Source organism: Pseudomonas gessardii (assembly GCF_001983165.1).
In the GTDB taxonomy this organism is placed as follows: Bacteria; Pseudomonadota; Gammaproteobacteria; order Pseudomonadales; family Pseudomonadaceae; genus Aquipseudomonas; species Aquipseudomonas gessardii.
The window spans coordinates 1-23139 of record NZ_MNPU01000070.1; the positions used below are offsets into that span (position 1 = coordinate 1).

The 23139-nt window shown below is 55.4% G+C and carries 25 protein-coding genes and 1 pseudogene; 12 read left to right on the forward strand and 14 right to left on the reverse strand.

Annotation, left to right across the window (positions count from 1 at the left end):
- Positions 1 to 81: 81 nt before the first annotated feature.
- Positions 82 to 1211 (reverse strand): annotated as a pseudogene (locus BLL38_RS27875) (IS3 family transposase); the annotation flags it as partial.
- A gap of 225 nt (positions 1212 to 1436) precedes the next feature.
- Between BLL38_RS27875 and BLL38_RS27885 the strand changes: the two are divergent.
- Genes BLL38_RS27885 through BLL38_RS27895 form a run of 3 tightly spaced genes read left to right on the forward strand, consistent with a single transcriptional unit; the run spans position 1437 to position 5229 of the window.
- Positions 1437 to 2495: a hypothetical protein gene (locus BLL38_RS27885; protein WP_076965141.1), complete on the forward strand. Its 1059-nt coding sequence runs from the start codon at positions 1437 to 1439 to the stop codon at positions 2493 to 2495.
- A 54-nt stretch (positions 2496 to 2549) separates the two neighbouring features.
- Positions 2550 to 4148 (forward strand): ATP-dependent nuclease, encoded by a 1599-nt coding sequence (locus BLL38_RS27890; RefSeq protein ID WP_076965142.1) that lies wholly within the window; start codon positions 2550 to 2552, stop codon positions 4146 to 4148.
- Positions 4141 to 5229, forward strand: coding sequence for a UvrD-helicase domain-containing protein (locus BLL38_RS27895; RefSeq protein ID WP_076965143.1), 1089 nt, complete (start codon positions 4141 to 4143; stop codon positions 5227 to 5229). Before BLL38_RS27890 ends, BLL38_RS27895 begins: the two co-directional genes overlap by 8 nt.
- A 213-nt stretch (positions 5230 to 5442) precedes the next feature.
- Here the strand turns inward: BLL38_RS27895 and BLL38_RS31705 are convergent, their stop codons facing one another.
- From BLL38_RS31705 to BLL38_RS27905, 3 genes are all read right to left on the reverse strand, one after another.
- Complete coding sequence (locus BLL38_RS31705) at positions 5443 to 5571, reverse strand: hypothetical protein (RefSeq protein ID WP_256244056.1); 129 nt, start codon at positions 5569 to 5571, stop codon at positions 5443 to 5445.
- Between the two features lie 87 nt (positions 5572 to 5658).
- Complete coding sequence (locus tag BLL38_RS27900; RefSeq protein ID WP_076965144.1) at positions 5659 to 6300, reverse strand: transmembrane anchor protein; 642 nt, start codon at positions 6298 to 6300, stop codon at positions 5659 to 5661.
- Positions 6301 to 6312: 12 nt separating this feature from the next.
- Complete coding sequence (locus tag BLL38_RS27905; protein ID WP_076965145.1) at positions 6313 to 7050, reverse strand: HupE/UreJ family protein; 738 nt, start codon at positions 7048 to 7050, stop codon at positions 6313 to 6315.
- Positions 7051 to 7563: 513 nt separating this feature from the next.
- On the opposite strand from BLL38_RS27905, the gene BLL38_RS27915 reads away from it, so the two are divergent.
- From BLL38_RS27915 to BLL38_RS27930, 4 genes are read left to right on the forward strand one after another with little or no spacing between them, the layout of a single operon-like run.
- Positions 7564 to 7863: a metal-sensing transcriptional repressor gene (locus tag BLL38_RS27915; RefSeq protein ID WP_032894820.1), complete on the forward strand. Its 300-nt coding sequence runs from the start codon at positions 7564 to 7566 to the stop codon at positions 7861 to 7863.
- Positions 7864 to 7870: 7 nt separating this feature from the next.
- Positions 7871 to 9007 (forward strand): nickel/cobalt efflux protein RcnA, encoded by a 1137-nt coding sequence (locus BLL38_RS27920; protein WP_076965147.1) that lies wholly within the window; start codon positions 7871 to 7873, stop codon positions 9005 to 9007.
- A 12-nt stretch (positions 9008 to 9019) separates the two neighbouring features.
- Positions 9020 to 9457, forward strand: coding sequence for a YqaA family protein (locus BLL38_RS27925; protein WP_076965148.1), 438 nt, complete (start codon positions 9020 to 9022; stop codon positions 9455 to 9457).
- Positions 9454 to 10194: a TraX family protein gene (locus tag BLL38_RS27930; protein WP_083743131.1), complete on the forward strand. Its 741-nt coding sequence runs from the start codon at positions 9454 to 9456 to the stop codon at positions 10192 to 10194. Before BLL38_RS27925 ends, BLL38_RS27930 begins: the two co-directional genes overlap by 4 nt.
- Positions 10195 to 10234: 40 nt before the next feature.
- Here BLL38_RS27930 and BLL38_RS27935 read toward each other — a convergent pair whose 3' ends face one another.
- Positions 10235 to 11545, reverse strand: coding sequence for an MFS transporter (locus BLL38_RS27935; protein WP_076965149.1), 1311 nt, complete (start codon positions 11543 to 11545; stop codon positions 10235 to 10237).
- A 253-nt stretch (positions 11546 to 11798) separates the two neighbouring features.
- Between BLL38_RS27935 and BLL38_RS30890 the strand changes: the two genes are divergently transcribed.
- On the forward strand, positions 11799 to 11951 hold the full coding sequence (locus BLL38_RS30890; RefSeq protein ID WP_223656464.1) for a YHYH domain-containing protein: 153 nt from the start codon (positions 11799 to 11801) through the stop codon (positions 11949 to 11951).
- 104 nt (positions 11952 to 12055) lie between these two features.
- Here the strand turns inward: BLL38_RS30890 and chrA are convergent, their stop codons facing one another.
- Complete coding sequence (gene chrA, locus BLL38_RS27940; protein ID WP_076965150.1) at positions 12056 to 13414, reverse strand: chromate efflux transporter; 1359 nt, start codon at positions 13412 to 13414, stop codon at positions 12056 to 12058.
- Positions 13407 to 14351: a chromate resistance protein ChrB domain-containing protein gene (locus BLL38_RS27945; RefSeq protein WP_076965151.1), complete on the reverse strand. Its 945-nt coding sequence runs from the start codon at positions 14349 to 14351 to the stop codon at positions 13407 to 13409. The genes chrA and BLL38_RS27945 overlap by 8 nt, the downstream gene beginning before the upstream one ends.
- Before the next feature lie 1549 nt (positions 14352 to 15900).
- Between BLL38_RS27945 and BLL38_RS27960 the strand changes: the two genes are divergently transcribed.
- The gene (locus BLL38_RS27960) at positions 15901 to 16461 is read left to right on the forward strand and encodes an arsinothricin resistance N-acetyltransferase ArsN1 family B (RefSeq protein WP_032856852.1); all 561 of its coding nucleotides are present in this window, start codon (positions 15901 to 15903) and stop codon (positions 16459 to 16461) included.
- A gap of 26 nt (positions 16462 to 16487) precedes the next feature.
- On the opposite strand, the gene BLL38_RS27965 is transcribed toward BLL38_RS27960, so the two are convergent.
- From BLL38_RS27965 to BLL38_RS27995, 7 genes are read right to left on the reverse strand one after another with little or no spacing between them, the layout of a single operon-like run.
- Positions 16488 to 17561 carry an ArsO family NAD(P)H-dependent flavin-containing monooxygenase gene (locus tag BLL38_RS27965; protein ID WP_032856853.1) on the reverse strand — a complete coding sequence of 358 codons (1074 nt, stop codon included), beginning with the start codon at positions 17559 to 17561 and terminating at the stop codon, positions 16488 to 16490.
- Positions 17562 to 17590: 29 nt separating this feature from the next.
- Entirely contained in the window at positions 17591 to 18013 is a 423-nt protein-coding gene (arsC, locus tag BLL38_RS27970) for an arsenate reductase (glutaredoxin) (protein WP_032856855.1), read from the reverse strand.
- Between the two features lie 20 nt (positions 18014 to 18033).
- The gene (arsH, locus tag BLL38_RS27975) at positions 18034 to 18747 is read right to left on the reverse strand and encodes an arsenical resistance protein ArsH (RefSeq protein WP_033902849.1); all 714 of its coding nucleotides are present in this window, start codon (positions 18745 to 18747) and stop codon (positions 18034 to 18036) included.
- Between the two features lie 47 nt (positions 18748 to 18794).
- Entirely contained in the window at positions 18795 to 19265 is a 471-nt protein-coding gene (locus BLL38_RS27980; protein WP_033902850.1) for an arsenate reductase ArsC, read from the reverse strand.
- 16 nt (positions 19266 to 19281) lie between these two features.
- Positions 19282 to 20565, reverse strand: coding sequence for an arsenic transporter (locus BLL38_RS27985; RefSeq protein WP_032856859.1), 1284 nt, complete (start codon positions 20563 to 20565; stop codon positions 19282 to 19284).
- Between the two features lie 24 nt (positions 20566 to 20589).
- On the reverse strand, positions 20590 to 20946 hold the full coding sequence (locus tag BLL38_RS27990) for a metalloregulator ArsR/SmtB family transcription factor (RefSeq protein ID WP_032856860.1): 357 nt from the start codon (positions 20944 to 20946) through the stop codon (positions 20590 to 20592).
- Entirely contained in the window at positions 20943 to 21365 is a 423-nt protein-coding gene (locus tag BLL38_RS27995; RefSeq protein ID WP_033902852.1) for an arsenate reductase ArsC, read from the reverse strand. Before BLL38_RS27995 ends, BLL38_RS27990 begins: the two co-directional genes overlap by 4 nt.
- A gap of 129 nt (positions 21366 to 21494) precedes the next feature.
- Between BLL38_RS27995 and arsN2 the strand changes: the two genes are divergently transcribed.
- The 3 genes from arsN2 to BLL38_RS28010 form a co-directional block, all read left to right on the forward strand.
- Positions 21495 to 21956, forward strand: coding sequence for an arsenic resistance N-acetyltransferase ArsN2 (gene arsN2, locus BLL38_RS28000; protein WP_076965154.1), 462 nt, complete (start codon positions 21495 to 21497; stop codon positions 21954 to 21956).
- Between the two features lie 87 nt (positions 21957 to 22043).
- Positions 22044 to 22391, forward strand: a complete 348-nt coding sequence (locus BLL38_RS28005; protein WP_069552307.1) for an ArsR/SmtB family transcription factor — start codon at positions 22044 to 22046, stop codon at positions 22389 to 22391.
- 38 nt (positions 22392 to 22429) lie between these two features.
- Positions 22430 to 23139, forward strand: a 710-nt coding sequence (locus BLL38_RS28010) for a flavin-containing monooxygenase (RefSeq protein ID WP_130898278.1), incomplete at its 3' end; no start/stop codon positions are given.

The following is a 23139-nucleotide window of genomic DNA, read 5'->3' on the forward strand; positions in this document are numbered from 1 at the left end:
CGGCGGTAGGGGCTTCAGACTAACAATGCAAACCTGCGTCGCTGCGCTCCGACTGCCTGTCCGGATGAGCGTGGAACGAGTGTCCGGATGTTGGTGGGCTGAGTGTCCGGATGGCGTGGAATCCGCAATCCAGTTGTAGCGATGCATCAAATAATGACTGATGTCTCGTTGTGCCTGCTGAACCGACATATAACCCACTGAAGGTATCCACTCGGTTTTCAAGCTGCGAAATACTCGCTCCATCGGCGAGTTGTCGTAGCAATTGCCCCGGCGACTCATGCTCTGGCTGATGCGGTACCGCCACAGACGCTGACGGAAGTGGCGACTTCCATATTGCGATCCCTGATCCGAATGAAACAGCAGCCCTTGAGGCTTCCCGCGTTGCTCATAGGCCATATCCAGTGCTTTGGTGACCAAGTCAGCATCCGGGTTTCCTGATAACGCCCAGCCCACTATCCGGCGAGCATAGAGATCCATAACCACGGCCAGGTAGTGCCATTTCCCTTGCGCCCAGATGTAGGTGATGTCACCGCACCAAACCTTGTTTGGCTCGGGAACATCGAATTTACGATTCAGTGTATTTGGAATGTCAGGCCGCTCGACCGTTGCTTTTTTGTAGGCATGCGAGCCAGGCTGCTTGCTGATCAACCCCAGTTCCCGCATCAAGCCTCGCACCTTGAAACGCCCGATCTGCTCGCCATCATCCTGCATCATCGACACGATACTTCGGCTGCCAGCAGCGTTTCGGCTCTGGGTGAACAGTTCGTTGACTCGACTGCGTAATCGAATTCTCTCAACGCCCGGAGAACGCCGCCTGAGGTGATGGGCGTAGTAAGTCGAACGGGTGATTTCGAACACCTCGCACAAGCAGTCAACAGGTTCATGGGCGCTTAGCTGATGGATCAGTGCGAACGCTCGAGATCTTCCGACATCAAGAGCGCGGTAGCCTTTTTTAATATCGATTTCTCTCGTTCAAGACGGGCGATTCGGGCTTCCAGTTCCTGGATCTTTTGCTGCTCTGGGGTGAGCGCCTTGCTCTGCGGGGTGACGCCTGTGCGTTCCTGCAGAAGCTGACTGACCCAACGGCGCAGGGCCGACTCGCCAATGCCGAGTGAACGACTGGCTTCGATGCAGCTGTAATTTTGTTTGAGTACGAGGTCAGCAGCCTCGCGTTTGAATTCAGCGGAAAAGACACGACGTTGCTTGGTCATCTGACACCTCGATATGGCGAGCATTCTCGCCTAAATGAGTGTCCGGTTTCATTAGACCACTACAAACACCAGGAGGCGGCTCTCACAACCTCATAACGCCTCACCAGCGGTCTAGTATTGATTCATCCTGGCAATATGCTATCCATGAGATCGGGGGAATCTATCTCCCCTAGGATTAGCTCCAGCGCTCCACGGGCGTTAGAACGCAAAAAGCAGGGAGAATCGATGCGCCTAGACCAGATGCCATACCACTCAATGCCCACCCTGGCCGTCCTTCCGTTCCGGCAATTCAGTATCGGATGGACGTGGCAGCTGCGAGCACTAAAGCTCTTCCCCGACTCCCAATTGTCCTGGAAGCGTTACTTCTACGATAACGGCAGTGGCCATGCGAGGGCGGCTGTTTTCGCCTCCTACGAGGAGGCCATGGAAGCGGCAGACGAGTTCAACAGCCGCACCAATGAACTGGTGGCTCAGGCGGTACCAGATCCTGTGCTTCAGAGCTCAACCACCCTGAAGGTCGAGAAAGCACTGACAGCGGCGCGCCGTATCCAGGGAGAAGAAGAGCTCATGGAGCGTGAGGCGATCAAGCGGAACGCCCATCTGCCCCGGCTCTCGGTGCAAGAGCTGAAACTGCACAATACGATGGAGAGCTTGCGGCAACCGCTCCACGAGGAGCTTGAGCGTGCGCCTTACCTAGAAATAGTCGCCTTGCCGAGATTCAACACGTGCCTTCGCCGTGTCGATGATCAGACATGGGAGCAGATCGGAGCCCTGTCTCCCAAACGCTCGCAGATCTGTCTGCGCGAAGTGACAGCCAAAGGATTCGGTCTTTCGGGAGCAGATCACTGGGGGAGAACGAAAGCGCAGATACGCGCACTCTTACTGCCCCGAGCCAATCAGTTGCTGCAGTTAGCGAGCGTCAAGCAAATGCTCGCCGAGGCAAGGATGCGCGGCCAGAGGGTGCTGGTCTGCGGTGGCTTCGTGTTCTGGTATGAGGACGATGGGGTACCACGGTGGGTGGTGAAAAACACGGGTGGCGAGTCCAGTAGCGATGAAGGAAACACCTTGTGGCACGAGGGCACGATCCTATCCAGGAACCATGGCCGGATCGTCGTGCTTCCCTACATCAAGGAGAACGGGGAAAAGGTTCAAGGGCATACGAAAAATGCACCACATGACGGAAAGGCGCTGCCTCGGCATCCTGACCAGTACGTCACCCTACCTTTTGAGATTCTGGACGGCGACCTCATGATTGGGTTGTTCGGTGAGCTCCACTATGAGTAATGCACCAAGTAATGCACCGACTCATCGGACATACCTTCCACCTAAGGAAAGCAAATGATCACGAAGATCAAAATCCAGGGCTATCGGATCTACGGCGATTTCACGCTGCTGCCCAATAGGGATCTCAACATCCTTGTGGGCGGTAATGACGCGGGGAAGTCGACCCTGATGGAGGCAATTGGTCTCGCGCTCAACGGGCGTATCGGTGGTCGCTCCGCTCAGGAGGAGCTGAACCCGTACTGGTTCAACAAAGAGCTGGTTAATCAATTTCTAGAAGACTGCGCCTGGGATGAAAAATCGGCGCTACCAGAGATCCTGATTGAGCTATTTCTAGAAAATCGGCCAGAGTTGCAGTTTCTCTGCGGGGCGATCAACAGCGATAGGAAGACGAATGCCTGCCCTGGTATCTCGTTCAAGGTCATCCCCAACCCTGAGTATGACGAGGAGCTGACCCAATGGCGTATCAACCCCAGCGCATTGATACCCGTTGAGTACTACAAGATTGAATGGCGTACCTTTGGGGATGAGGTACTGACTCGGCGCCCCCGGCAGCTCGCCGTTGCGACTATCGATTCCCGTACCGTCCGCTCAACCTCAGGCGTCGACTATCACCTACGCCAGATCCTCAGTGACCATTTGGAGCCGAGCGAGAAAGCCAAGATCTCCCAGCATTACCGCGAGATCAAAGAGTCCATGACCTCTAACTCCCTGGGTGGCGTGAATGATCGCCTCAAGGATATTCGAGCGCCACTGGATAACCAGGTGATGGCCCTGGCCATGGATCAAAGCGCTCAATCCTCCTGGGAGGGGTCGGTTACACCACATGTGGATCATGTGCCCTTCGCGCTGGCAGGCCAAGGGCAGCAAGCTTCGATCAAGATTTCGCTGGCCATGCAGCGCCTGTCCGAGCAGACCAGCATCGTGATGATCGAAGAGCCAGAGAATCATCTGTCACATACAAGCTTGACCACGCTGCTGTCGCGCATCGAGGAGGCTGCTGGCGAGCGGCAGTTGTTCATCTCGACCCACAGTGCCTACGTGCTGAATCGCCTCGGCCTGAGTTCCTTGCTCCTCCTGCATCGCGGCAAGGCATCTCACATCGAGACGCTTGATCCGGACACGGTCGGCTATTTCCAAAAGCTCCCAGGCTTCGACACGTTGCGGATGGTACTGGCTCACAAGCTCGTCCTGGTGGAAGGCCCTTCGGACGAGATCTTGTTTGAGCGCTTCTTCAAAGACCTCTACGGTAAGCACCCGATGGAGCTGGGGATTGATGTGATGAGCATGCACGGGCTGACGTTGAGGCGCTGCCTTGAACTGTGTACTGCCATCGATCGCCCAGTTGCAGTTCTTCGAGACAACGACGGAGAAGACCCAGAAACCCTTAAGGAAACTGTCAGCGAACTGCTCGAAACAGGAAAGCGCGAACTCTTTATTGGTGCGAAGGAAGCGGGCAGGACATTGGAACCACAATTGAGGGCGTGCAACAGCGAAGAGTCTCTGCGCAAGATTCTTGGGGCCACTGATAGGGCCAAGCTTGAGAAATGGATGTCGAGAGAGAAAACGGAAGCAGCACTTCTCATCGCCAAATCCAAGGAGACGGTCACACCGCCACCATATATGGCTGCGGCTGCGGCGTTCATTCATGGCTAAAAACTACCTGACCCTGGCAGTTGCGGGTGCTCGCAAGACTCAAGGCCTGGTGGAACATTGCAAAGCATTAGCAGCCGATCGCAAAGTTCTGCTCATCACCTTCGCCCAGGCCAATCAGATCGAGTTGCGCGAGCGCGTAAGGCGGTATGCCGGAGATCGACCCGGCTTGGAAGTCTCTGGCTGGTTCAGCTTTTTGCTGCGTCATTTCGTCAAACCCTTCGTCCCATTCGCATTCCCCGGCAAGCGCTGCAGGGGCTTCAATTTCGAAGGTGATCCAGGACGATATGCCAACGGTGAGAATCGATTTTTCGATTCGTCGGACAGTGTGTATGCGAAGGAACTAGCACGCTTGGCCCATCAACTGATTGGCCAAAGCGGCGGGGCCTTGATTCAACGCCTCGAATGCCTTTACGACGAAATACTCATCGACGAGGTTCAGGATCTTTCAGGTTACGACTGGGACATCCTGGAGGCGCTGTTCGGCACACGCATTGAGATACGGCTCGTCGGGGATGTCCGGCAGGCAGTCTTGTCCACCAATCCTCGTGGTCAAATGAAGAAGGCCTTTGCCTACTCGAAATCCATTGAATGGTTCAAAAAACAGCAGAAATCTGGCCGGCTGGAAATCAACTTCAGCTCTGTCACGTGGAGGTGCTGCCAGACAATCGCTACCTTTTCCGACACTATCTTCGAGGCGAGCTGGGAGTTTCCGGAGACAACCTCGCAGAATCACGTGATCACACCCCACGACGGCGTTTTCCTCGTGAGAAAGACTCACGTCCGTCAGTACGTTGAGACATTCCAACCCCAGTGCCTGCGCAACAGCATTCGCTCGGGCAAGGAGTTCGATCTCGACTACATGAACTTCGGGGTGTCCAAAGGACAGACCTTCAACCGCGTGCTGATATATCCGACCGACCCCATCGGCAAGTTCATCAGCAAAGGGGAGTATCTCCTGCCCCTCTCCGCAGCCGATTTCTATGTGGCGGTCACACGGGCCGAGCAAAGCGTGGCGATTGTCTTGGATAAGCCAGGGGCCTCACAGATCCCCTATTGGCATCCAACTGTCGCCGCTGAGTAATTGCATGGACTTGACCACCCATTTGCATTCGACTTGACCAGTCGCTTGCGTCGGATTTGACCAGCCCGCTGGCCGACCCTGATCGGCCATTAGCTGCCATACGTGACTACCAGCAATCGACCCAAAACAGTCATTTTTTTGCAGGATGTCAGGCAAAAATTTTTCGTCACGCAGAAAAAACAAGGCCGCATTTGCGGCCTTGTTTTTATGGGGTTATTCGTGGGAATGTCCGTGCTCAGCTTTGTCGGAGGTTTCTACTTTCTCACCACCACCGCATGCCGTCATCAGGCCGAAGAAGCAGATCAGGAGCATAGAACGAACCAGAGTGGTTGGGGTTTTCATGGAAGGACTCTTCAAAAGTTGATAAATGGTCTGGGGGCAGGCTGAACGGTGAATTTTCGGCAGTAGGACAGCCATCGCTGTTTCGAATTACTGTTTGACGCTCAAGTAATCGCCGGTTGTTTTCAGTGCGATGGTCACGTCGCTGTTGCTGCGATTACGCCAAAACCAACCATGGGTGCCGTCAAAAATGGCGGTAAATTCACCCTTGTCACTTTTGACCTGTTTGCCCTTGCTGTAGCTGTGGAAGTAACCCTTCTCACCGTTGTACGGTTCACCATGGGTATCGAAGTTCACAGGCCCACCAACCGCAGTCCATTCGTAGCTAACAGACTTGCCTTTCAAGACTTCGAGCTTTATTTCCGTCCCTTCACCGGGCTTGAGCGTGACGCTCATTTGATTAGTCTTCAAAGCTGAAGTGGGTGTGGGCGCCGGCGGAGCAACAGGTTTCGCAATAGGCTGGACTTGCGCAACCTGTGGAGCTGGAGCTGGAGCTGGAGCTTGCGGTGGCGCGGCATCCGCCAAAGCTTCCTGAGCAAGGATGATCTTCAATTCGCCCATTTGGGTCAGTCCCAGTGCTCGGCCCACACCCGTTGGATCGACGGCATATTCCGAAGGCATAACCACTGTCACCAGCAGGCCGACCGCAGTCAGCAGAGCAATAACAGTGGAGCGCACCAGTTTGCGAGTGCTTGGCAATTCATTAACAGTTGGTAGCGGAGTATTGAACATGGTCAGAATTCCTTACGCGGAGACAAACAGGCCGGTGATCTGGTAACCCATCAAGAGGAAACCGGCACTCATCATGGCGACGTTGGCGGTATAGGCGTGGCGCCAGAAACTGCCGGTGCGCCGCCAATACCCCATCAAAATGAGAATCGCGCTGAGGGCCAGCAACTGGCCGATCTCAACACCAACGTTGAAGGCGATCAGGTTCGGAATCAGGCCATCAGGCGAGATCTCGTATTCCTGGATCTTCGTCGCCAGACCAAAACCGTGGAGCAAGCCGAAGATCAGCGTGGCCACTTTGGTGTTGGGTTGGAAACCGAACCAGCGCTGGAACGCGCCCAGGTTATCGAGCGCCTTGTACACCACCGAAAAACCGATGATGGCGTCGATGATGTACGAACTGATGCTGATCTCTGTAAGTACGCCCAGCAGCAGCGTGACCGAGTGGCCTACAGCGAACAGAGTGACGTAGAGCCCCACGTCTTTCAGGCGGTAGAGGAAAAAGATCACCCCGAACAAAAACAGCAGGTGGTCGTAGCCCGTCATCATGTGCTTGGCGCCCATGTAGATGAAGGGCAGCAACATGACGCCGGAGCTTTCCTGGATGAAACCCTTGTCACCTTCCGCGACAGCGTGAGCCATCGCCTCGGGCATTCCCAGGAAAAGTGCAGCGACAAGTAAAAACAACAGCAATACGGGGCGGTGCAAAGGCGCAGTAAACGCGCCAATGCCGCTCATCGAGTACGAATGCATATATCAATCCTACGTTGCAGAGATCGAAGGCCGCAGTGCGGCCAAGGTCAAGATGCGAACGAAGGACGGGGTGGACGCTCGATCAAGAATATCGGCGGGAGGGGAACAGAGTGTCGAATCGCATCGACCCGGATGGATAGCATTGGGGATGTCGCCAGCATCAACGCCGCTGTGAGTTGCGGTGTTTCGTGCTGGTGATCAGGGGTCAATGGCGAATGGTAGTGATCTGAAAGACTCGAGTAGCTGGATGAAGCCTCTTCGCCGTGGGAGTGATGGGCATCTTGCGCGATCTCCCAGGCTGGCTGTTTCGACGCCACTGATAACGAATAGGTATGCCCGGCCCAAGCCACCAACATGGCGAGAGCAAGCGCGATTACCACCGTAGTTGTCAGTGTTCTGCTGAACATGGCGTTAGGGTTTCAACTCGGTTTATAGGGCTTTTACGCGTTTGACCGCATCCCCCTAGGGGGGATAGGATGCCAGCGTAATTCATTGAGGCCTGAGGCTCAAGTCATGAGTGAGCACGAACACGAACACAGCCATCCCCACACCCACCAAAGTCATGAGGCAATCATCAAACGTCTCAAACGGGCAGATGGGCATTTACGCGGCATCATCACCATGATCGAAGAGGGTCGTGAGTGCGTGGACATCGCCCAGCAGCTGCATGCGGTTGAAAAAGCAGTGTGCCAGGCCAAACGTACGCTCATCCAGGATCACATTGATCACTGCCTGGAGGACACCGTTTCGGCGCTAGGCAATGGCGAGCGCGCACCACTGGAAGCTTTCAAGCAAATCACCAAGTACCTCTAGGTCTGTCATGCCCAATTTTGCTGAACTGCTGCAACAAGGCGGGGCTCACGCCTGGCTGTATTTCCCGAGCGCGATCCTGCTCGGCGCCTTGCATGGCCTGGAGCCGGGACATTCCAAAACCATGATGGCGGCCTTCATCGTTGCCATCCGTGGCTCGGTCAAACAGGCTGTTTTGTTAGGTTTGGCCGCGACGTTGTCGCATACCGCAGTGGTGTGGTTGGTCGCCATCGGCGGCATGTACCTGGGCAAAGGCCTGGATGCGCAAACCACTGAGCCGTACTTCCAGCTTGCCTCTTCTGCACTGATTATCGTGATTGCGCTATGGATGCTCTGGCGTACCTGGCGCGGCGCGCAGATGTTCAAGTTCGAGCAAGGTGATGATCATCACCACGGCGAGCACGATCATGGTCATCATGATGAGACCCATCGAATAGATACCGGCCATGGCCGCATCGAGCTGTCGATCTTCGAGGAAGGCATGCCACCGCACTGGCGCCTGAAGACACTGATCGGGCACGCTTGGGCTGCCTCAGATGTTCGCCTTATGACTACTCGTACCGACGGTAGCACCCAATCGTTCTCTTTCGTTGAGCGCGACGGCTTCCTGGAGTCGACGGTCGATATTCCGGAACCACATGAGTTCAGTGCACGCTTGAGTCTTGGGCATGCAGGTCACTCCCATGATTACGATCTCCACTATCAGGAACACGATCACGGGCATGCTCATTCCGAATTGGAAGGCTTAGAGTTGTCGATTGATGGCTACCAGGATGCGCATGAACGTGCGCATGCCAACGATATCCGCAAGCGCTTCACCAATCGCGAGGTCACCACGGGCCAGATCGTTATGTTCGGCCTGACTGGGGGTCTGATTCCTTGTCCGGCAGCCATTACCGTTCTGTTGCTATGTCTTCAGGTTAAAGAAGTCGCGCTGGGAGGCATGCTTGTCCTGTGTTTCAGCATAGGATTGGCTCTCACCTTGGTCACTGTCGGTGCTGCTGCGGCAATTGGTGCTAAGCAGGCCTCCAACCGTTGGCCTTGGCTGGGCACCGTGGCTCGTCGTGCTCCGTACCTGTCCAGCGTGCTGATCATTGGTGTTGGTCTGTACGTGGGCTTCCATGGCTGGATCGGCCTGAACGCTTGAGGCAAGTCTTTCGTGTTTGAACTCACGAGCTACATTGGTCTGTTCGTGGCGGCATTCGGTGCCGCGACGTTATTGCCGATGCAGTCTGAAGCCGTGCTGGTCGGGATGCTGCTCTCCGACCGGTACGTTGTTTCTTCGCTATTGGCAGTCGCCACTGTTGGCAACGTGCTTGGCTCCGCTCTGAACTGGCTTCTGGGCCGTTCCGTTGAGCGATTCCGCCACAAGCGCTGGTTCCCCGTGAGCGAGAGCAAGTTAGAAAAGGCCCAGCAGTCCTATCTGCGCTACGGGCGCTGGTCACTGTTGTTGAGCTGGGTGCCCATCATTGGCGACCCGCTGACAGTCGTCGCCGGAGTCATGCGCGAGCCACTCTGGAGTTTCCTGCTGATTGTCACCCTGGCCAAGGGCCTGCGTTATCTCGTGCTGACCGCCGTCACGCTGGGGTGGGAATGACGATGCCTACTGTCCCGCTTTCCCCACTCAAGAGCCGAAGCAATAGCCTGGATCTGATCAAGTGGCTAGCGATGTTGACCATGGTTATCGATCACTTGCGGTTGGTGTGGCCGGAGTTGAGCAACCTGTTCATTCCGGGGAGACTTTCCTTTCCGTTGTTCTGTGTCGCCATTGCGGCCAACGTGGCGCGCTCCAAACGGGGCGAGTTGTTGACGGCGGCGAATGGTCGATACCTTGCCTTGATGCTGGTGTTCGCCGCCATTTCAGAAGTGCCGTATCGCTACATCAGTTCTTCGGGGTCATTCAACGTGTTGGTGACGCTGGCATTGGGACTGGTGATTGCCTGGGGATGGCAACATCGCACCCTGTTGAGCAGTGCTATGGCGTTATTGGCCGCCGCGATTGCCTACGTGCTGGATGACCCACTGATGTACGGCTTCTACGGTGCGCTTGTTCCAGCGGCTGTCTTAATAGCAATCAAAGGCCCTGGTGTTCTTTGGCTGCTGCCTGCGGCTCTATGCTTGATGAGCAATACGCGAAGTAGCATCGTAACCAAGGCGCTGGACTTGGAGGTCTATTCATTGGTGGCTTTGAGCACCGCGTTCGCGGCGCCGCTGATCGGACTCTGGCTACTGCGTCAGACCTTCACCTTCAAGGTCTGGCCGGTGCGGCAATGGGGATATTGGTTCTATCCGGGCCACCTTGCAGCTTTGCAAGCGCTACGGTTGCTAGTCTGAATACCGGTCACCAGCTTTAGCAAGTCCTAGGAACTCACGATCATCGGTTGGGCCATCGGCGATGCTGATCATCGATCACGTATGGATGTTCGTGATCCACACCGTCTTGGCCGTCGATGTGCGCGTGATCGCCGGGCAGATTCTCATGGGTGTGTCTGATCGACTCCTGGTCATGAGCTGGGCGCCAGATCACGATGCTGACCAGCAGTGCACTGCCTGCCACCACAGCGAGGCCAACAAACGACGCAGTGAGGCTGATGTTGGCTCCCAGCCATCCCGCCACTGGATAAGTAATCAACCAGCAAGCATGGGACAGCGCAAATTGGGCGGCAAACAACGCCGGGCGATCTTCGGCATGTGCCGAGCGACGCAACAGGCGACCGCTCGGAGTCTGGGCCAGCGAATAGCCCACCCCGAGCACCATCCACAACGGCAGCAGGAAGTTGTAGGTGGTCAGGTTGATGCCGACGGCCAAGCCTACGACCAGTATTCCTCCGCCAAACAACATGGCCGTTCGGTCTTTGATGTTTTTCAGCAGGCGAGGCAAGACCAGGGCCGAGATCATGGAACCACCACCAAACGCAGCCAGCGCCAATGCCGTTGAGCTTTGGGGCAGAGCGAAGCGCGACTGAACCAGAACCACGGTGTTGACGATGACCATTGCACTGGCAGCCGCTACCGTCAGGTTGAGAGCCAGCAGCCCTCGCAGGCGGGGCGTCGCTAGGAATATGCGCATGCCACGGGTGGTTCGTTCATAGATGCTGCGTCGTGGTACTTGCTTCGCCTTTGGCAACAACACCGTGGCGACTAGGGCGGCAGAAGCGAGGAAGCCGATGACCGTGCCGGCGAAAAGGTTGTGGAAGCTGATCACCGTCAGGAGCGCGGCAGCGAGCATCGGGCTCGCGACACTTTCGAGATCGTAAGCCAGACGCGATAGCGACAAGGCACGGGTGTAGTCGTCTTCATCCGGCAGGATGTCTGGAATGGTCGCTTGGAACGTTGGAGTGAACGCTGCCGATGCGGACTGAAGGACGAAAATCAGCACGTAGATTTGCCAAACCTCGGTCACAAACGGGAGAGCCAGCGCGACCACGGCCCGCACCAGATCCAGAGAGACCAGCATGGCTCGGCGAGGCAGGCGCTCTGCAAAAGCCGCTGCAATGGGCGCAACGCCAATGTAGGCCGTCATTTTGATCGCCAACGCCGTGCCGAGAACGGCACCTGCTTGGGCGCCTGCTAGATCGAACGCCAGTAAACCGAGCGCGACGGTGGCAAGGCCAGTCCCTACGAGTGCAATCACTTGAGCCAGGAAAAGATGGCGATAGGTTCGGTTGGCTAGGATTTTCAGCATGAGAAATCTCAAAAGGAAACGCGTGCGCCTATCTGGTTACTGAGATTTCCCGAAGATAGAAGAACTACGAGTTCTCGTTTTCAGATGATTTTGTATCCCCCCTAGGGGGATATGAATTCATCCTAAACCAGAGCCAGAAGTAGCTCAAGAAATAAGCATTCGACCTTTGATCGAGTCCCCGGAGAAGTAGCTTGCTCAGTGAAGGCACTTAGCCATACGCTGCCGGGCGTGAGACCTCTCACGGATATAAAATATGAGCAAGGAGCAAGCCCTGATGAAACTGTCCGCCATTTTGATCGCCGCTTTACTTTCGATTACGTCCGTTGCTGCCTTCGCGCACAGCGGCGGTACTGATTCAAAAGGTTGCCATCGCAACCATAAAACCAACGACTACCACTGCCATTAAATGGCAAAAGCCCAGCGTCAGGCTGGGCATTGGTGTGAGCTGGTCACTTCAGATCTGAAGGGGCCTGGGTGTCTGACGGACGCTGTTTAATCCGCTCGTGATAGCTAGCGCAGCAGATGTACTGCCAGACCAGCGAGCGCACAGGCCATCAGTACCTGAATGACGCCGCGCTTGAAGCGGAACAATGCTATTGCCGCTGCGATGGCGATTACTGCAGAGGGCCAGTCGAGGTTGCCGCTGAAGCCTTTCGGCCAAAGCACGTGATACCCGAAGAAGCACGCCAGATTGAGGATCACCCCAACTACGGCGGCGGTGATGGCGGTAAGCGGTGCAGTGAACTTGAGTTCGTTGTGGGTCGACTCAACCAGAGGGCCACCCGCAAGGATGAACAGGAACGAGGGCAAAAAGGTGAACCAGGTCACCAGGGCAGCTGCGACAGCTCCGGCCAGAAACAGCTGATCAGCCCCGAACACTTGCGAGACATAGGCCCCGACGAAGCCGACGAAAGCCACCACCATGATCAGCGGCCCAGGCGTGGTTTCCCCCAGCGCAAGGCCGTCGATCATCTGTGTCGGGGTTAACCAGCCATAGTGACCGACTGCGCCTTGATAGACATACGGCAGTACGGCATAAGCACCGCCAAAGGTCAGCAATGCAGCTTTGGTAAAGAACCAGCTCATCTGGGTCAGGGTTCCTTCCCACCCAAAGAGCGCGGTCAAAACACCCATCGGCAAAGCCCATAGCACGGCACCAATCAGTGCGAGTGAGGCCAATTTCAACCAGCTGAACCGAGCATGTTCAGGGGACGGCGTGTCGTCATCGATTAAGGCCGGGCCGAAGGATTTTTTTGCGGCGCTATGGCCACCGGCTCTGAACTTCTCAGGTGCCAATCGCCCGCCGAAATATCCAATCAATGCTGCCCCTAAGACGATCAAAGGGAACGGAACATTGAATGCAAAGATCGCGGCAAATGAAGCCGCTGCTATCGCCCACAGCCAATTATTCTTCAGTGCCCGAGAGCCGATCCGATGTGCAGCCTGCACCACGATGGCCGTCACGGCGGGCTTGATGCCATAGAAAAGTCCGGCTACCACGGGTACTTCGCCGAACGCGATGTACATCCACGACAGCGCGATCAGAATGAATAGTGAGGGCAGCACAAACAGCGCACCGGCGATCACGCCGCCCCAAGTTCGATGCATCAGCCAACCAATGTAAGTCGCCAGTTGCTGAGCCTCGGGCCCTGGCAACAACATGCAGTAATTGAGGGCATGCAGAAATCTGCGTTCTGAAATCCAGCGTCGCCGCTCCACCAACTCCTGGTGCATGATCGAGATCTGGCCCGCAGGCCCGCCGAAGCTGATAAAGCCGAGCTTCAACCAGAACCAGAACGCTTCACGTAGGCTGATCGCTTCCGGCCTCGACAGCTCTGCTTCAACCATTGGTGCCAATACCTTACTCATTGGGTTGTTCCTCTTTTACAAACCCAGCGAGCAGACCGTCGAAAATAGCGCTCGCAGCAGCCAACAAATGATCATCATCGGTAATGGTTTCGCGCAGCCCCGCAAGCACCCGCTCAATGCCGGCAGCCTCCACCGGCTGAATACCGCCGACATCGAGATAGTGCACCAAAGCCGCGATGCGGTTCAGGCCTGGCACTTCAAGCTCAAAGCTGGCTTGAAGGGTTTCGAAGGTGACGCGTTTACCGACATGGCTGAAGGTCGCGTCATCGAAGTCAAAACCCAACGCATCTACCGGACACTCCTGTGGCGTGTTTAGCCAGAGGATCTGAGCATGCGCATCAATGAAGCGCCGAATTAACCAGGCACATGCCAACCGGTCGACCCAGGGACGGTTACGGGTCGCCCAGATACGGCCCTGATAATCGCTGAGATTGAGTGCCGTTATTGGTTGGTTGCTGCTGTGTGGCTCATCCGGCGACAGGGCTCTACTGACCGCCGTCTCTAGCTCCTGCAACGCCGAATCAACTTGCTGCTTGGGCTTGCCTGGAAAGTAATCGATGCTGACCAGTTGATCGTGGGCTTTGCGCAGCTTACGAATTTGTTTGGTCGTCGCCAGGGCATTTTCAGAATTCAGCTGTCCACGGCACTCTTCTATCTCCGCACCAAGCCTACCGTAGTCATCGCTACGGTCGAACAACTCGACGAAGCGCTCACCTCTAGGGTCGACGATCGGCAGAACGTAGGCCGTGCCATTGATGGCGAGGATATCGCGCTCGACAGACGTCAGTGCTTCACGGCAGACGCCAGTGTCTGGCAGCAGATACGCGCCATCGCGCAGAACCGCAGCACCAGAAGCTTTCAATGCACGCCAGGCGCGCATGCGTTCGGTGGCATTGGCAGTGGGTAAGCCAAGAATCAGAGCTAGCCAATTATTCATGTAGAGTTAGCTATATAGTTTGTAATGACTATTACACTAATTCAGATCTTGGCGATTGGGAAGCCGCGCATCGAAACACGGGTATTGGTGAGTCCGACTGGAGGAGGAGTGGTCGTGCGCAAATACCCGATGACGAACTGGGCCACTGCTGAGTTTATAGGAGGCAACATGCAGGACAAGAAAGCTCCGGGCCCCTGACACCCATGGAGTTCGCAGAAGTGATGCAAGACTTCAGGGAAGCGGGCGAGTGGATATCCGAACAGCTGCGATCGAAATCAGGCAGAGAGCTGACACAACTGATGACGAACAAGATCGTCTCGACCCAATGGACGACTAGGGTTCTCAACTGGACAACGTCAAAGCCCCAGGTCTGCCGCAAAACGCTGGTCGCGGATTGAAGCAGGGGCATGCCCATCGACGATCAGCTTCTGCTGCAGATGGCGTACGAGATGCCAAGCCAGAGGTTCGCGGATCTCCAAGCAACCTTGGATCTGATGGAAACTATTGGAGCGGTGTGTAACAAGGGCCTCTCGAAGCGCTGTAAAGCCGTCAACCCCGATGACCGACCTGTGGACACGGAGAGGATTATTCAGCCCAGGACGACGCTCGTAGGCGCTTAAAAGCGATCGAAGGATTACAGGGAGATCATCCCCATAGGCTTCGCAGGCAAGAGACCAGAGCTGGCTATCAGACAGTGGGGTCATAGGATCCGATGTCGGGCTCGCATTATCCATAAATTGGCAACATAACCCCAAGCGCGGCCAGAATTCAGGTGCACCCTGTAAACCAATTTTTTAACGTGTTAATCACAGGAGTTTACAGTGTAAAAATTTGGTTTACAGGCCAGAATTTTCAAAGTGCATACACGGTCAGCAAATGCGTTTCGCTAGAAAAATATGACGGTGACGGACGCTTGCAGACGCCTGTTGTCCGAGACGGGTGGAATTTCAGACGGACTGATCCCAGCAAAAAAGCCCTATTGGTTTGACGTCAAAGCGTAAGCAGCAGCCTACGGCTGCAAAGTAAAGCGATTTCTCCTCCGCCCCCAGCCCCACCATTCCAACCTCAAATTCACCTTCAGTCCTCAAAACCGTGTGATCTAGAAGCCGTAAATATCAGATGTAAAAGCCGGCGAAATCCTGTGAGAAAAGCGGTGCCTGGGCCACTGCCGCTTTTATCTTGCTCTCAAATATAAGAACTCCGTCTCGCTTAAAAATTTTCAAGAGGGGGGGGTGAAAATAAAATGGACATTGCCGACGAACGGTAAATAAATTGCCTATTTGTCAATCTGAGTTTTCACTCAAAAATCCTCGAAAACCTATAAAAAATGCTTTAAAGCAGGCGAAAACGCTAACATTTATGAGTTTCGATTCACCAAATGCGAATTTTGATCGCCTACGAGCGCGCCCAACAGGTACATTGGCCATGCCGGTCGTTTCTGCCTCTAAGTCATACCAGTCACCGGCTTCAGTCAGAAATGCATCGCTGCGGCGAGTGTAGTTAGATTCCGAGTGCCGAACGACGGCTATTCAACGAGAGATCATTCACGATGGCTGTAAAGGGTTTGAAAATTCGTACGGCAGTAATCACCGACGCAGAAGCCATCCAGCGCATTTATGCTCCCATTGTTCTAAATACAGCGATCTCATTCGAAGAGACCCCGCCAAGCGTTGAGGAAATTGCTCAGCGGATAGCGACGACACTTCAGACATATCCCTACCTAGTGGCTGAAGAGGATGGCGAGATCAAGGGCTACGCCTACGCAAGCCAACACAGGGCTCGTCCGGCCTACCGATGGGCTGTTGACGTGACGGTTTATGTCGCTGAATCAGCTCGCCGGCAGGGCGTTGGCCGTGAGCTCTATGAGACCTTGCTTCCGATTCTTGATAAGCAGAGATTTCGCGCAGCGTACGCCGGAATTGCGCAGCCAAACGAAGGCAGTGTGGGCCTGCACGAGTCGCTGGGGTTCGTCCACATCGGCACATATCCGGAGGTAGGCTTCAAGCTTGGGAAATGGCACGACGTCGGCTACTGGCGACTCGGGCTGTGTCCGGCAACTCCTCCACTGGAGCCTATTCTCTTTCCTGAGCTTGAAGTCGCATCACAGTAGGCACACTCGATTTGCGTCGCGAGACATCAGGGTTCGCTAGTGAGATAGCTTTGGACTTGGTTGACTACATCCCGAGCGGTGCGGGTTACTCCGATCAATGTCGCAGAGGCGAGCCCCGTCCAATCGCCGTAACCCACCAGCCACAAATTGGGTGACGCAACACTTCGATTTTCGTCCACAGCCACTTTACCGTCCAGGCCTACAACGCCCAGGCTGCTCAGGTGGTCGAGCGCGGGAGAAAATCCCGTGCACCAGATGACAACGTCCACCTTTGTTTCGTCTCCTGATGACCACACAACGCCTGTCGAAGTGAAGTGCGTGAATGGCCGTACCGCTCTCAATACACCGCGTTCACGAGCGTCTTTCACCGATGACACCATTACGATGTCGCCCAACCCTCCAGCGGGCTGCTCAGGCTCCACACCATCCTGTTGCGCCTTCAATCGAGCTGTAGCTCGTTCGAACAGGACGCGCCCATCAACCTCATCAGGTAGAAACTTTGGGACTTCTTGAGTTACCCAGGTTGCCTGAGCCACTTTGGAAACCTCGGCGTAAATCTGGGCTCCCGAGTTGCCACCACCGACGACAAGGACAGTTTTCCCCTCAAACTCATCCGGCCCAACGTAATGAGCGGAATGAAGCTGCTGCCCTAAAAACAACTCCTGTCCGGAATAGCTTGGGATAAATGGGCGGCTCCAGGTGCCTGTTGCACTGATAACCGCTTTGGCCTCCCAGGCTCTGTCCTCGGAGACAACCCGTAATCCGTCTTCGATTTTCTCGACACGGTTTACCCGCGTGGATCGGATGATGGGAAAGTCATATCGACGCTCGTACAGAGTTAGATAGTCAATAACATCGTCCCGCCCAGGAGTCCCCTCGGATACTGCTGGCATGGGCCAGCCGGCAATTGAGCTCCAAGCAGACGGCGAGAATAGTCGGAGAGAATCCCACCCATGCCGCCAGGCCCCTCCCGGTGCTGACTCGGCGTCGAGTAATACATAGGAAAGGCCTGTACGCCTCAAGAAATAGGCTACGGTGAGCGCGGATTGGCCACCGCCAATGACCACTACATCAAATTTCGAGTTTTGATTCACCAGCATCCCCCCAGGCCCATCTGCTTTACATCGGTTTAAACCCTGCGGCCATTCTCATCAATGACGACTTGTCCGTCTTCTTTGACGAAGCTGCCGCGCTGCTCTTGCGGCAGAAGGTCGAGGACTGCCTCTGACGGACGACACAAGCGTGTGCCCAAGGGCGTCACGACGATGGGGCGATTGATCAGGATGGGGTGAGCCATCATGGCATCGATGAGCTGATCATCAGTAAGTGACGTATCGACCAGTCCCAACTCCTCGTAAGGAGTGCCTTTGATGCGAAGCAGGGCCCGCACCTCAATACCCATATCCTTGATCAACCTGACAAGCGTGGTGCGGTCAGGTGGGGTCTGTAGGTACTCGATAACAGTCGGCTCTTCTCCGCTGTTGCGGATCAGCTCCAAGGTGTTGCGAGAGGTGCCACATTGCGGGTTGTGATAGATCGTGATCTGGCTCATACAGTTTCCTCGCACTGACGTTAGATGGAGCGCTGGTTGACGCGTTTGGAAAGCTCTTCGGCGGACTCTTTGCGCTCGGAGTACCGATCAACCAAATAATCCTGGCGATCCCGCAACAGCAGGGTGAACTTCATCAGCTCTTCCATCACGTCCACGAGTCGGTCGTAGTACGAGGACGGCTTCATACGACCTGCCTCGTCGAACTCGGTAAATGCCTTGGCCACCGAAGATTGGTTTGGGATGGTGAACATCCGCATCCATCGGCCCAGTACCCGCAGCTGATTGACCACGTTGAAAGATTGCGAGCCGCCGCAGACCTGCATCACTGCAAGGGTTTTGCCTTGCGTAGGCCGTACAGCGCCCATCGCCAGCGGTACCCAGTCAATTTGGGCTTTGAATACTGCGCTCATGGAGCCGTGACGCTCAGGGGAGCACCACACCTGCCCCTCAGACCATTGCATCAGCTCGCGCAGCTCAGCGACCTTGGGATGTGTATCGGGAGCGTCATCCGGCAGCGGGAGACCTGATGGGTCAAAGATCTTGGTTTCGGCGCCAAACTCTTCCAACAAGCGGGCTGCTTCCTGAGTCACCAGCCGGCTGAAAGAGCGCTCTCGCGTCGATCCGTACAAAAGCAGAATTCGAGGCTTATGGAGCGAAGGCGTACGAGGTGCCAGTTGCTCCAACGAAGGAATGTCGATCAGGTCGGCGTGAACGTTCGGCAATGTCTCTTGCATATAAACTCCTACGGCGGCGCCTGGTTGGGTGCCGCCTCGGTTGATCTTTAAAGCGAACCGATGCGGTTCAGTTCAGCTTTCAACTGGTCAGTGCTGATGGTCTTCAGTGGCAGCGCAAGAAATGCGCTCACGCGCTCGTGAATTTTGGCGAGTGTGGTTTCAAACGCAGCGGTGATCTCGGCTTCCGACCCGCTAGCCTCAGACGGGTCGGCCAGCCCCCAATGCGCCTTCAAAGCTGGCCCGAAGAAGATTGGGCATGCCTCACCTGCAGCCCGGTCACAGACAGTGATCACGATGTCTGGCGGCGAGCCTTCAAAAGCGTCCGAAGCCTTGCTGCTTAAGCCCGCAGTAGAGATACCCGCCGCCTCCAGTGTCTGCAGTGCCCTTTGATTCACCCGGCCACTGGGAAAGCTCCCCGAGCTGACCGCTTCTACGCCTTCAGGCGCCAGGTGATTGAACAGCGCCTCGGACAGAATGCTGCGGCAGCTGTTGTGGGTGCACATGAACAAGACTTTCATCAGAAGATTCCTTGATTCAGAAACTGAGGCGCAATGCCAGGGCAGACAAGGTGGCGACGAGGATAGGCAGGGTCAGCACGATCCCAGTCTTGAAGTAGTAACCCCAGCTGATCTTGATGTCCTTCTTGGCCAGCACATGCAGCCACAGCAGCGTGGCCAGACTGCCAATTGGAGTGATCTTCGGGCCTAGATCGCAGCCAATGATGTTGGCGTACACCATCGCTTGCTGTACGACGCCATCAACTTCGGCGGCATGAATGGATAAGGCGCCAACCAGAACCGTAGGCATGTTATTCATGATCGAAGACAGCAATGCTGTTAGCAGCCCTGTACCCAGGGACGCGCCCCAAACGCCATAACCGGCGAACACGTTCAGGATCTGCGCGATGTGGTCGGTCAGGCCCGCGTTCTTCAAGCCATAGACGACCAGATACATACCCAAGGAAAAAATCACCACTTGCCATGGGGCCTCTTTGAGCACCTTGCTTGTGTTGATGGCGTGACCACGAGCCGCGATGACATAGAGAATGAACGCACAGACCGCTGCAATGGCGCTGATTGGCACCCCCAATGGCTCAATGACAAAGAAGCCGATCAGGAGTAGTGCCAGCACCCACCAGCCGGCTACAAACGTGGCCCGGTCGTGGATTGCCTCGTCCGGATTGTTCAGTTGGTTGAGGTCATAGGTCTTTGGTAAATCTTTGCGGAAAAACCACAGCAGCATGGCTAATGTCGCTGCCACGCTGACGATGTTTACCGGCACCATGATCGAAGCATATTCGTTGAAGCCGATATCGAAGTAGTCGGCAGAAACGATGTTGACCAGGTTGGAAACCACCAGCGGTAAGCTCGCCGTGTCGGCGATAAAACCGGCTGCCATGACGAATGCCAAAGTAGCCGCAGGAGAAAAACGCAACGCCAGCAACATCGCGATCACAATGGGTGTGAGGATCAATGCTGCTCCGTCATTGGCGAACAGGGCCGACACCGCTGCGCCAAGCAGGACGATAAATGCGAACAGCTTGCGGGTGCTTCCGCCTCCCCATCGGGCCACATGCAGCGCAGCCCATTTAAAAAAGCCTGCCTCATCAAGCAGCAAACTGATGATGATGACCGCGATGAAAGTTCCGGTAGCATTCCAGACGATGCGCCAGACCTCGGGTATGTCTGCAAGAGTAACGACGCCTGCCAGCAACGCCACGATGGCACCCAACGTGGCACTCCAACCAACTCCGAGCCCTTTGGGCTGCCAGATGACGAGCACGATGGTGGCGATAAATATCAATACGGCAATCAGCATTTCGTTAATCCGGTTGGGCGTGAATCAGCTGCACACGGCCTGGTTGATCGGACGGTCGTTCATACCGCACAGGCGTTTAGTCTCGGTTTCCAGCCATTGCTGATTGGCGTCTACGACTTCTTTCAAAACCGCAGTTACCCACGCAGGCAAATCGGGGTTCAGGCGGTAGTACACCCACTGACCTTGCCGGCGATCCATCAACAAACCAGCAGAACGCAGCAGGGCCAAATGACGAGAAATCTTCGGCTGGTTCAGGTCGAGTGCCGCCGTCAGCTCGCAGACACACAGCTCGCCTTCGCTCACGACAAGCAGGGAAATTTTGGCTCGGGTGTCATCCGCCAAGCACTTGAATAACGTGGTGGGGTTCATGGGTTCTGTCATAGATCCTCCAGGTGTTTGGTCTTGACCAAAACGAAGAGCTTGATGCGCTCGTGGATGTCGTGGAGCGTGTGGCGAAATGCACCGGGATCATCGTTCGTTACTGGGTCAGGAAAGTCCCAGGCAATGACTTCACCTGCACTGGGCATTGGTAGGCACTCGCTGGCGGATTTATCGCAAAGAGTGATTACGTAATCGAATCGATCAGCTTGAAACTCGCTGATGGACTTGCTTCGCAGGCCCGTCGCATCGACTCCAACTGCCTCCAACGCCTGAATCGTGCGCGGATCAACCTCAGACGGTTGGGATCCTCCGCTGAAGGCCTCGAAGCGCGGGTCGGTGTGACGCAGCAAAGCCTCTGCAAGCTGGGAGCGGGCTGAGTTGGCAACGCACACGAAAAGCACTTTGATAGCAGGGGTCATGACTGGCCTCGATGCATATGGAAAATCGAATATACGCTTTGGCAGATATTTGGTAAAGCGAATATGATGGCTTCGGCTTCGGCTTGAGCCGTAACAGTCCATGCAAAGCGGCACAAAGGAGATGAAAGGATGGAGTGGGAGATGATGATCCAGGCAACGGAAATAGCCGGTGGGCAATGGCAGCGCTTTCGCGATGCACTGAAATCTGCTGACCTTCCATCAGACGATATTGATCTTCCTGGCCGAACCTTTTTTGAGTTCACGCTGGACAGTGAGACGGTCGCATGGGGAGGATTCGAAACGCATGGTACGAACGGGTTGCTGCGCTCTCTGGTCGTGGAGCCCGCATACAGATCGAAAGGGGTTGGAGCTGAAATGCTTCGAGTCATTGAAGCGATAGCCGCCGGGCAGGGAATCGCTCGATTTCACTTGCTGACAACAACTGCATCAGGCTTTTTTGAACGGCAGGGCTACGCACTGAACCAGCGAGGCTCTGCGCCGTCTCTGATCTCACAGACGGAGCAGTTTAGGGGGCTTTGCCCTAGCGCGGCTTGCTACATGTGCAAGGCGTTACCATTCGACAATGGCTGATAGTCTGCCCATCCGATAGCCTGGGAGGTAGTGCCCAGTTTCGACCGATCCTTTACATGTGCGCGTACATGCACATATAGTCGCTACATGACCTTATTACTGAACCGAACCCAGGCAATCGAGGCCGCCATAGAGTCGCTGGACGGTGCATTCTTCAAAGCCCTCTGTGAGCCACCGCGAATCGCAGTGCTGAAGCGCGTAATGCTACTAGGCCGTGCTGATGTCACTGAAATTGCGGCTGACTTACCTCAAGAGCGTTCGGTTGTGTCTCGCCACCTTCAGGTGCTACTAGAGGCGGGGATCGTTAGAGCCACTAAGATAGGGCGCCAGATGTTCTATGAAGTGGACGGCCCAGCCATTATCAAGCGTCTAGAGGCCATCCTCATCCACACCAAAAGCATCGTTCCACTGTGCTGTCCAGGCGAAAAGGTCTGAGCCTTTTTTTGCATAAATACGTGCATGAGTGCGCATACATGAACATAAACAGTCAGATGTTGGATGTTATTGTCATTGGTGCTGGCCAAGCAGGGTTGGCTACCGGTTGGCACCTGAAGCAGCACGGCCTCAATTTCCGCATTTTTGATGAGCAATCGCAGCCTGGGGGGAACTGGCGTAATTACTACGACAGCCTTGAATTGTTCTCGCCAGCAGCATATTCCTCTCTTCCGGGGCTTCCATTTCCTGGAGCAGCAGGCCACTACCCTTCTCGGGATGAAGTAGTGCGTTATCTGGAAGGTTATGCCGACTTCTTCCGGTTACCTATCCTTCAAGGGATTAGGGTCGCGAACGTAGGTCAGGAAGGCGAAGGATTTCGGATCACTGCAGCGAACGGACAAAGCTTTTGTGCGAGAGCGGTGGTCGTGGCCTCAGGAGCCTTCAGTCGTCCCTACGTACCCGATATCCCTGGGCTCAAGAACTTCAGCGGCACTCAGCTTCACAGTGCTCATTATCGGAATGCAGAAGCATTTAGTGGGCAACGCATCGTCGTAGTTGGCGCTGCTAACTCGGCTGTACAAATCGCTTACGATTTATCCAAAGTTGCAACCGTGACTCTGGCTGCGGATTCCACGCCATCCGGACACTCAGCCCACCAACATCCGGACACTCGTTCCACGCTCATCCGGACAGGCAGTCGGAGCGCAGCGACGCAGGTTTGCATTGTTAGTCTGAAGCCCCTACCGCC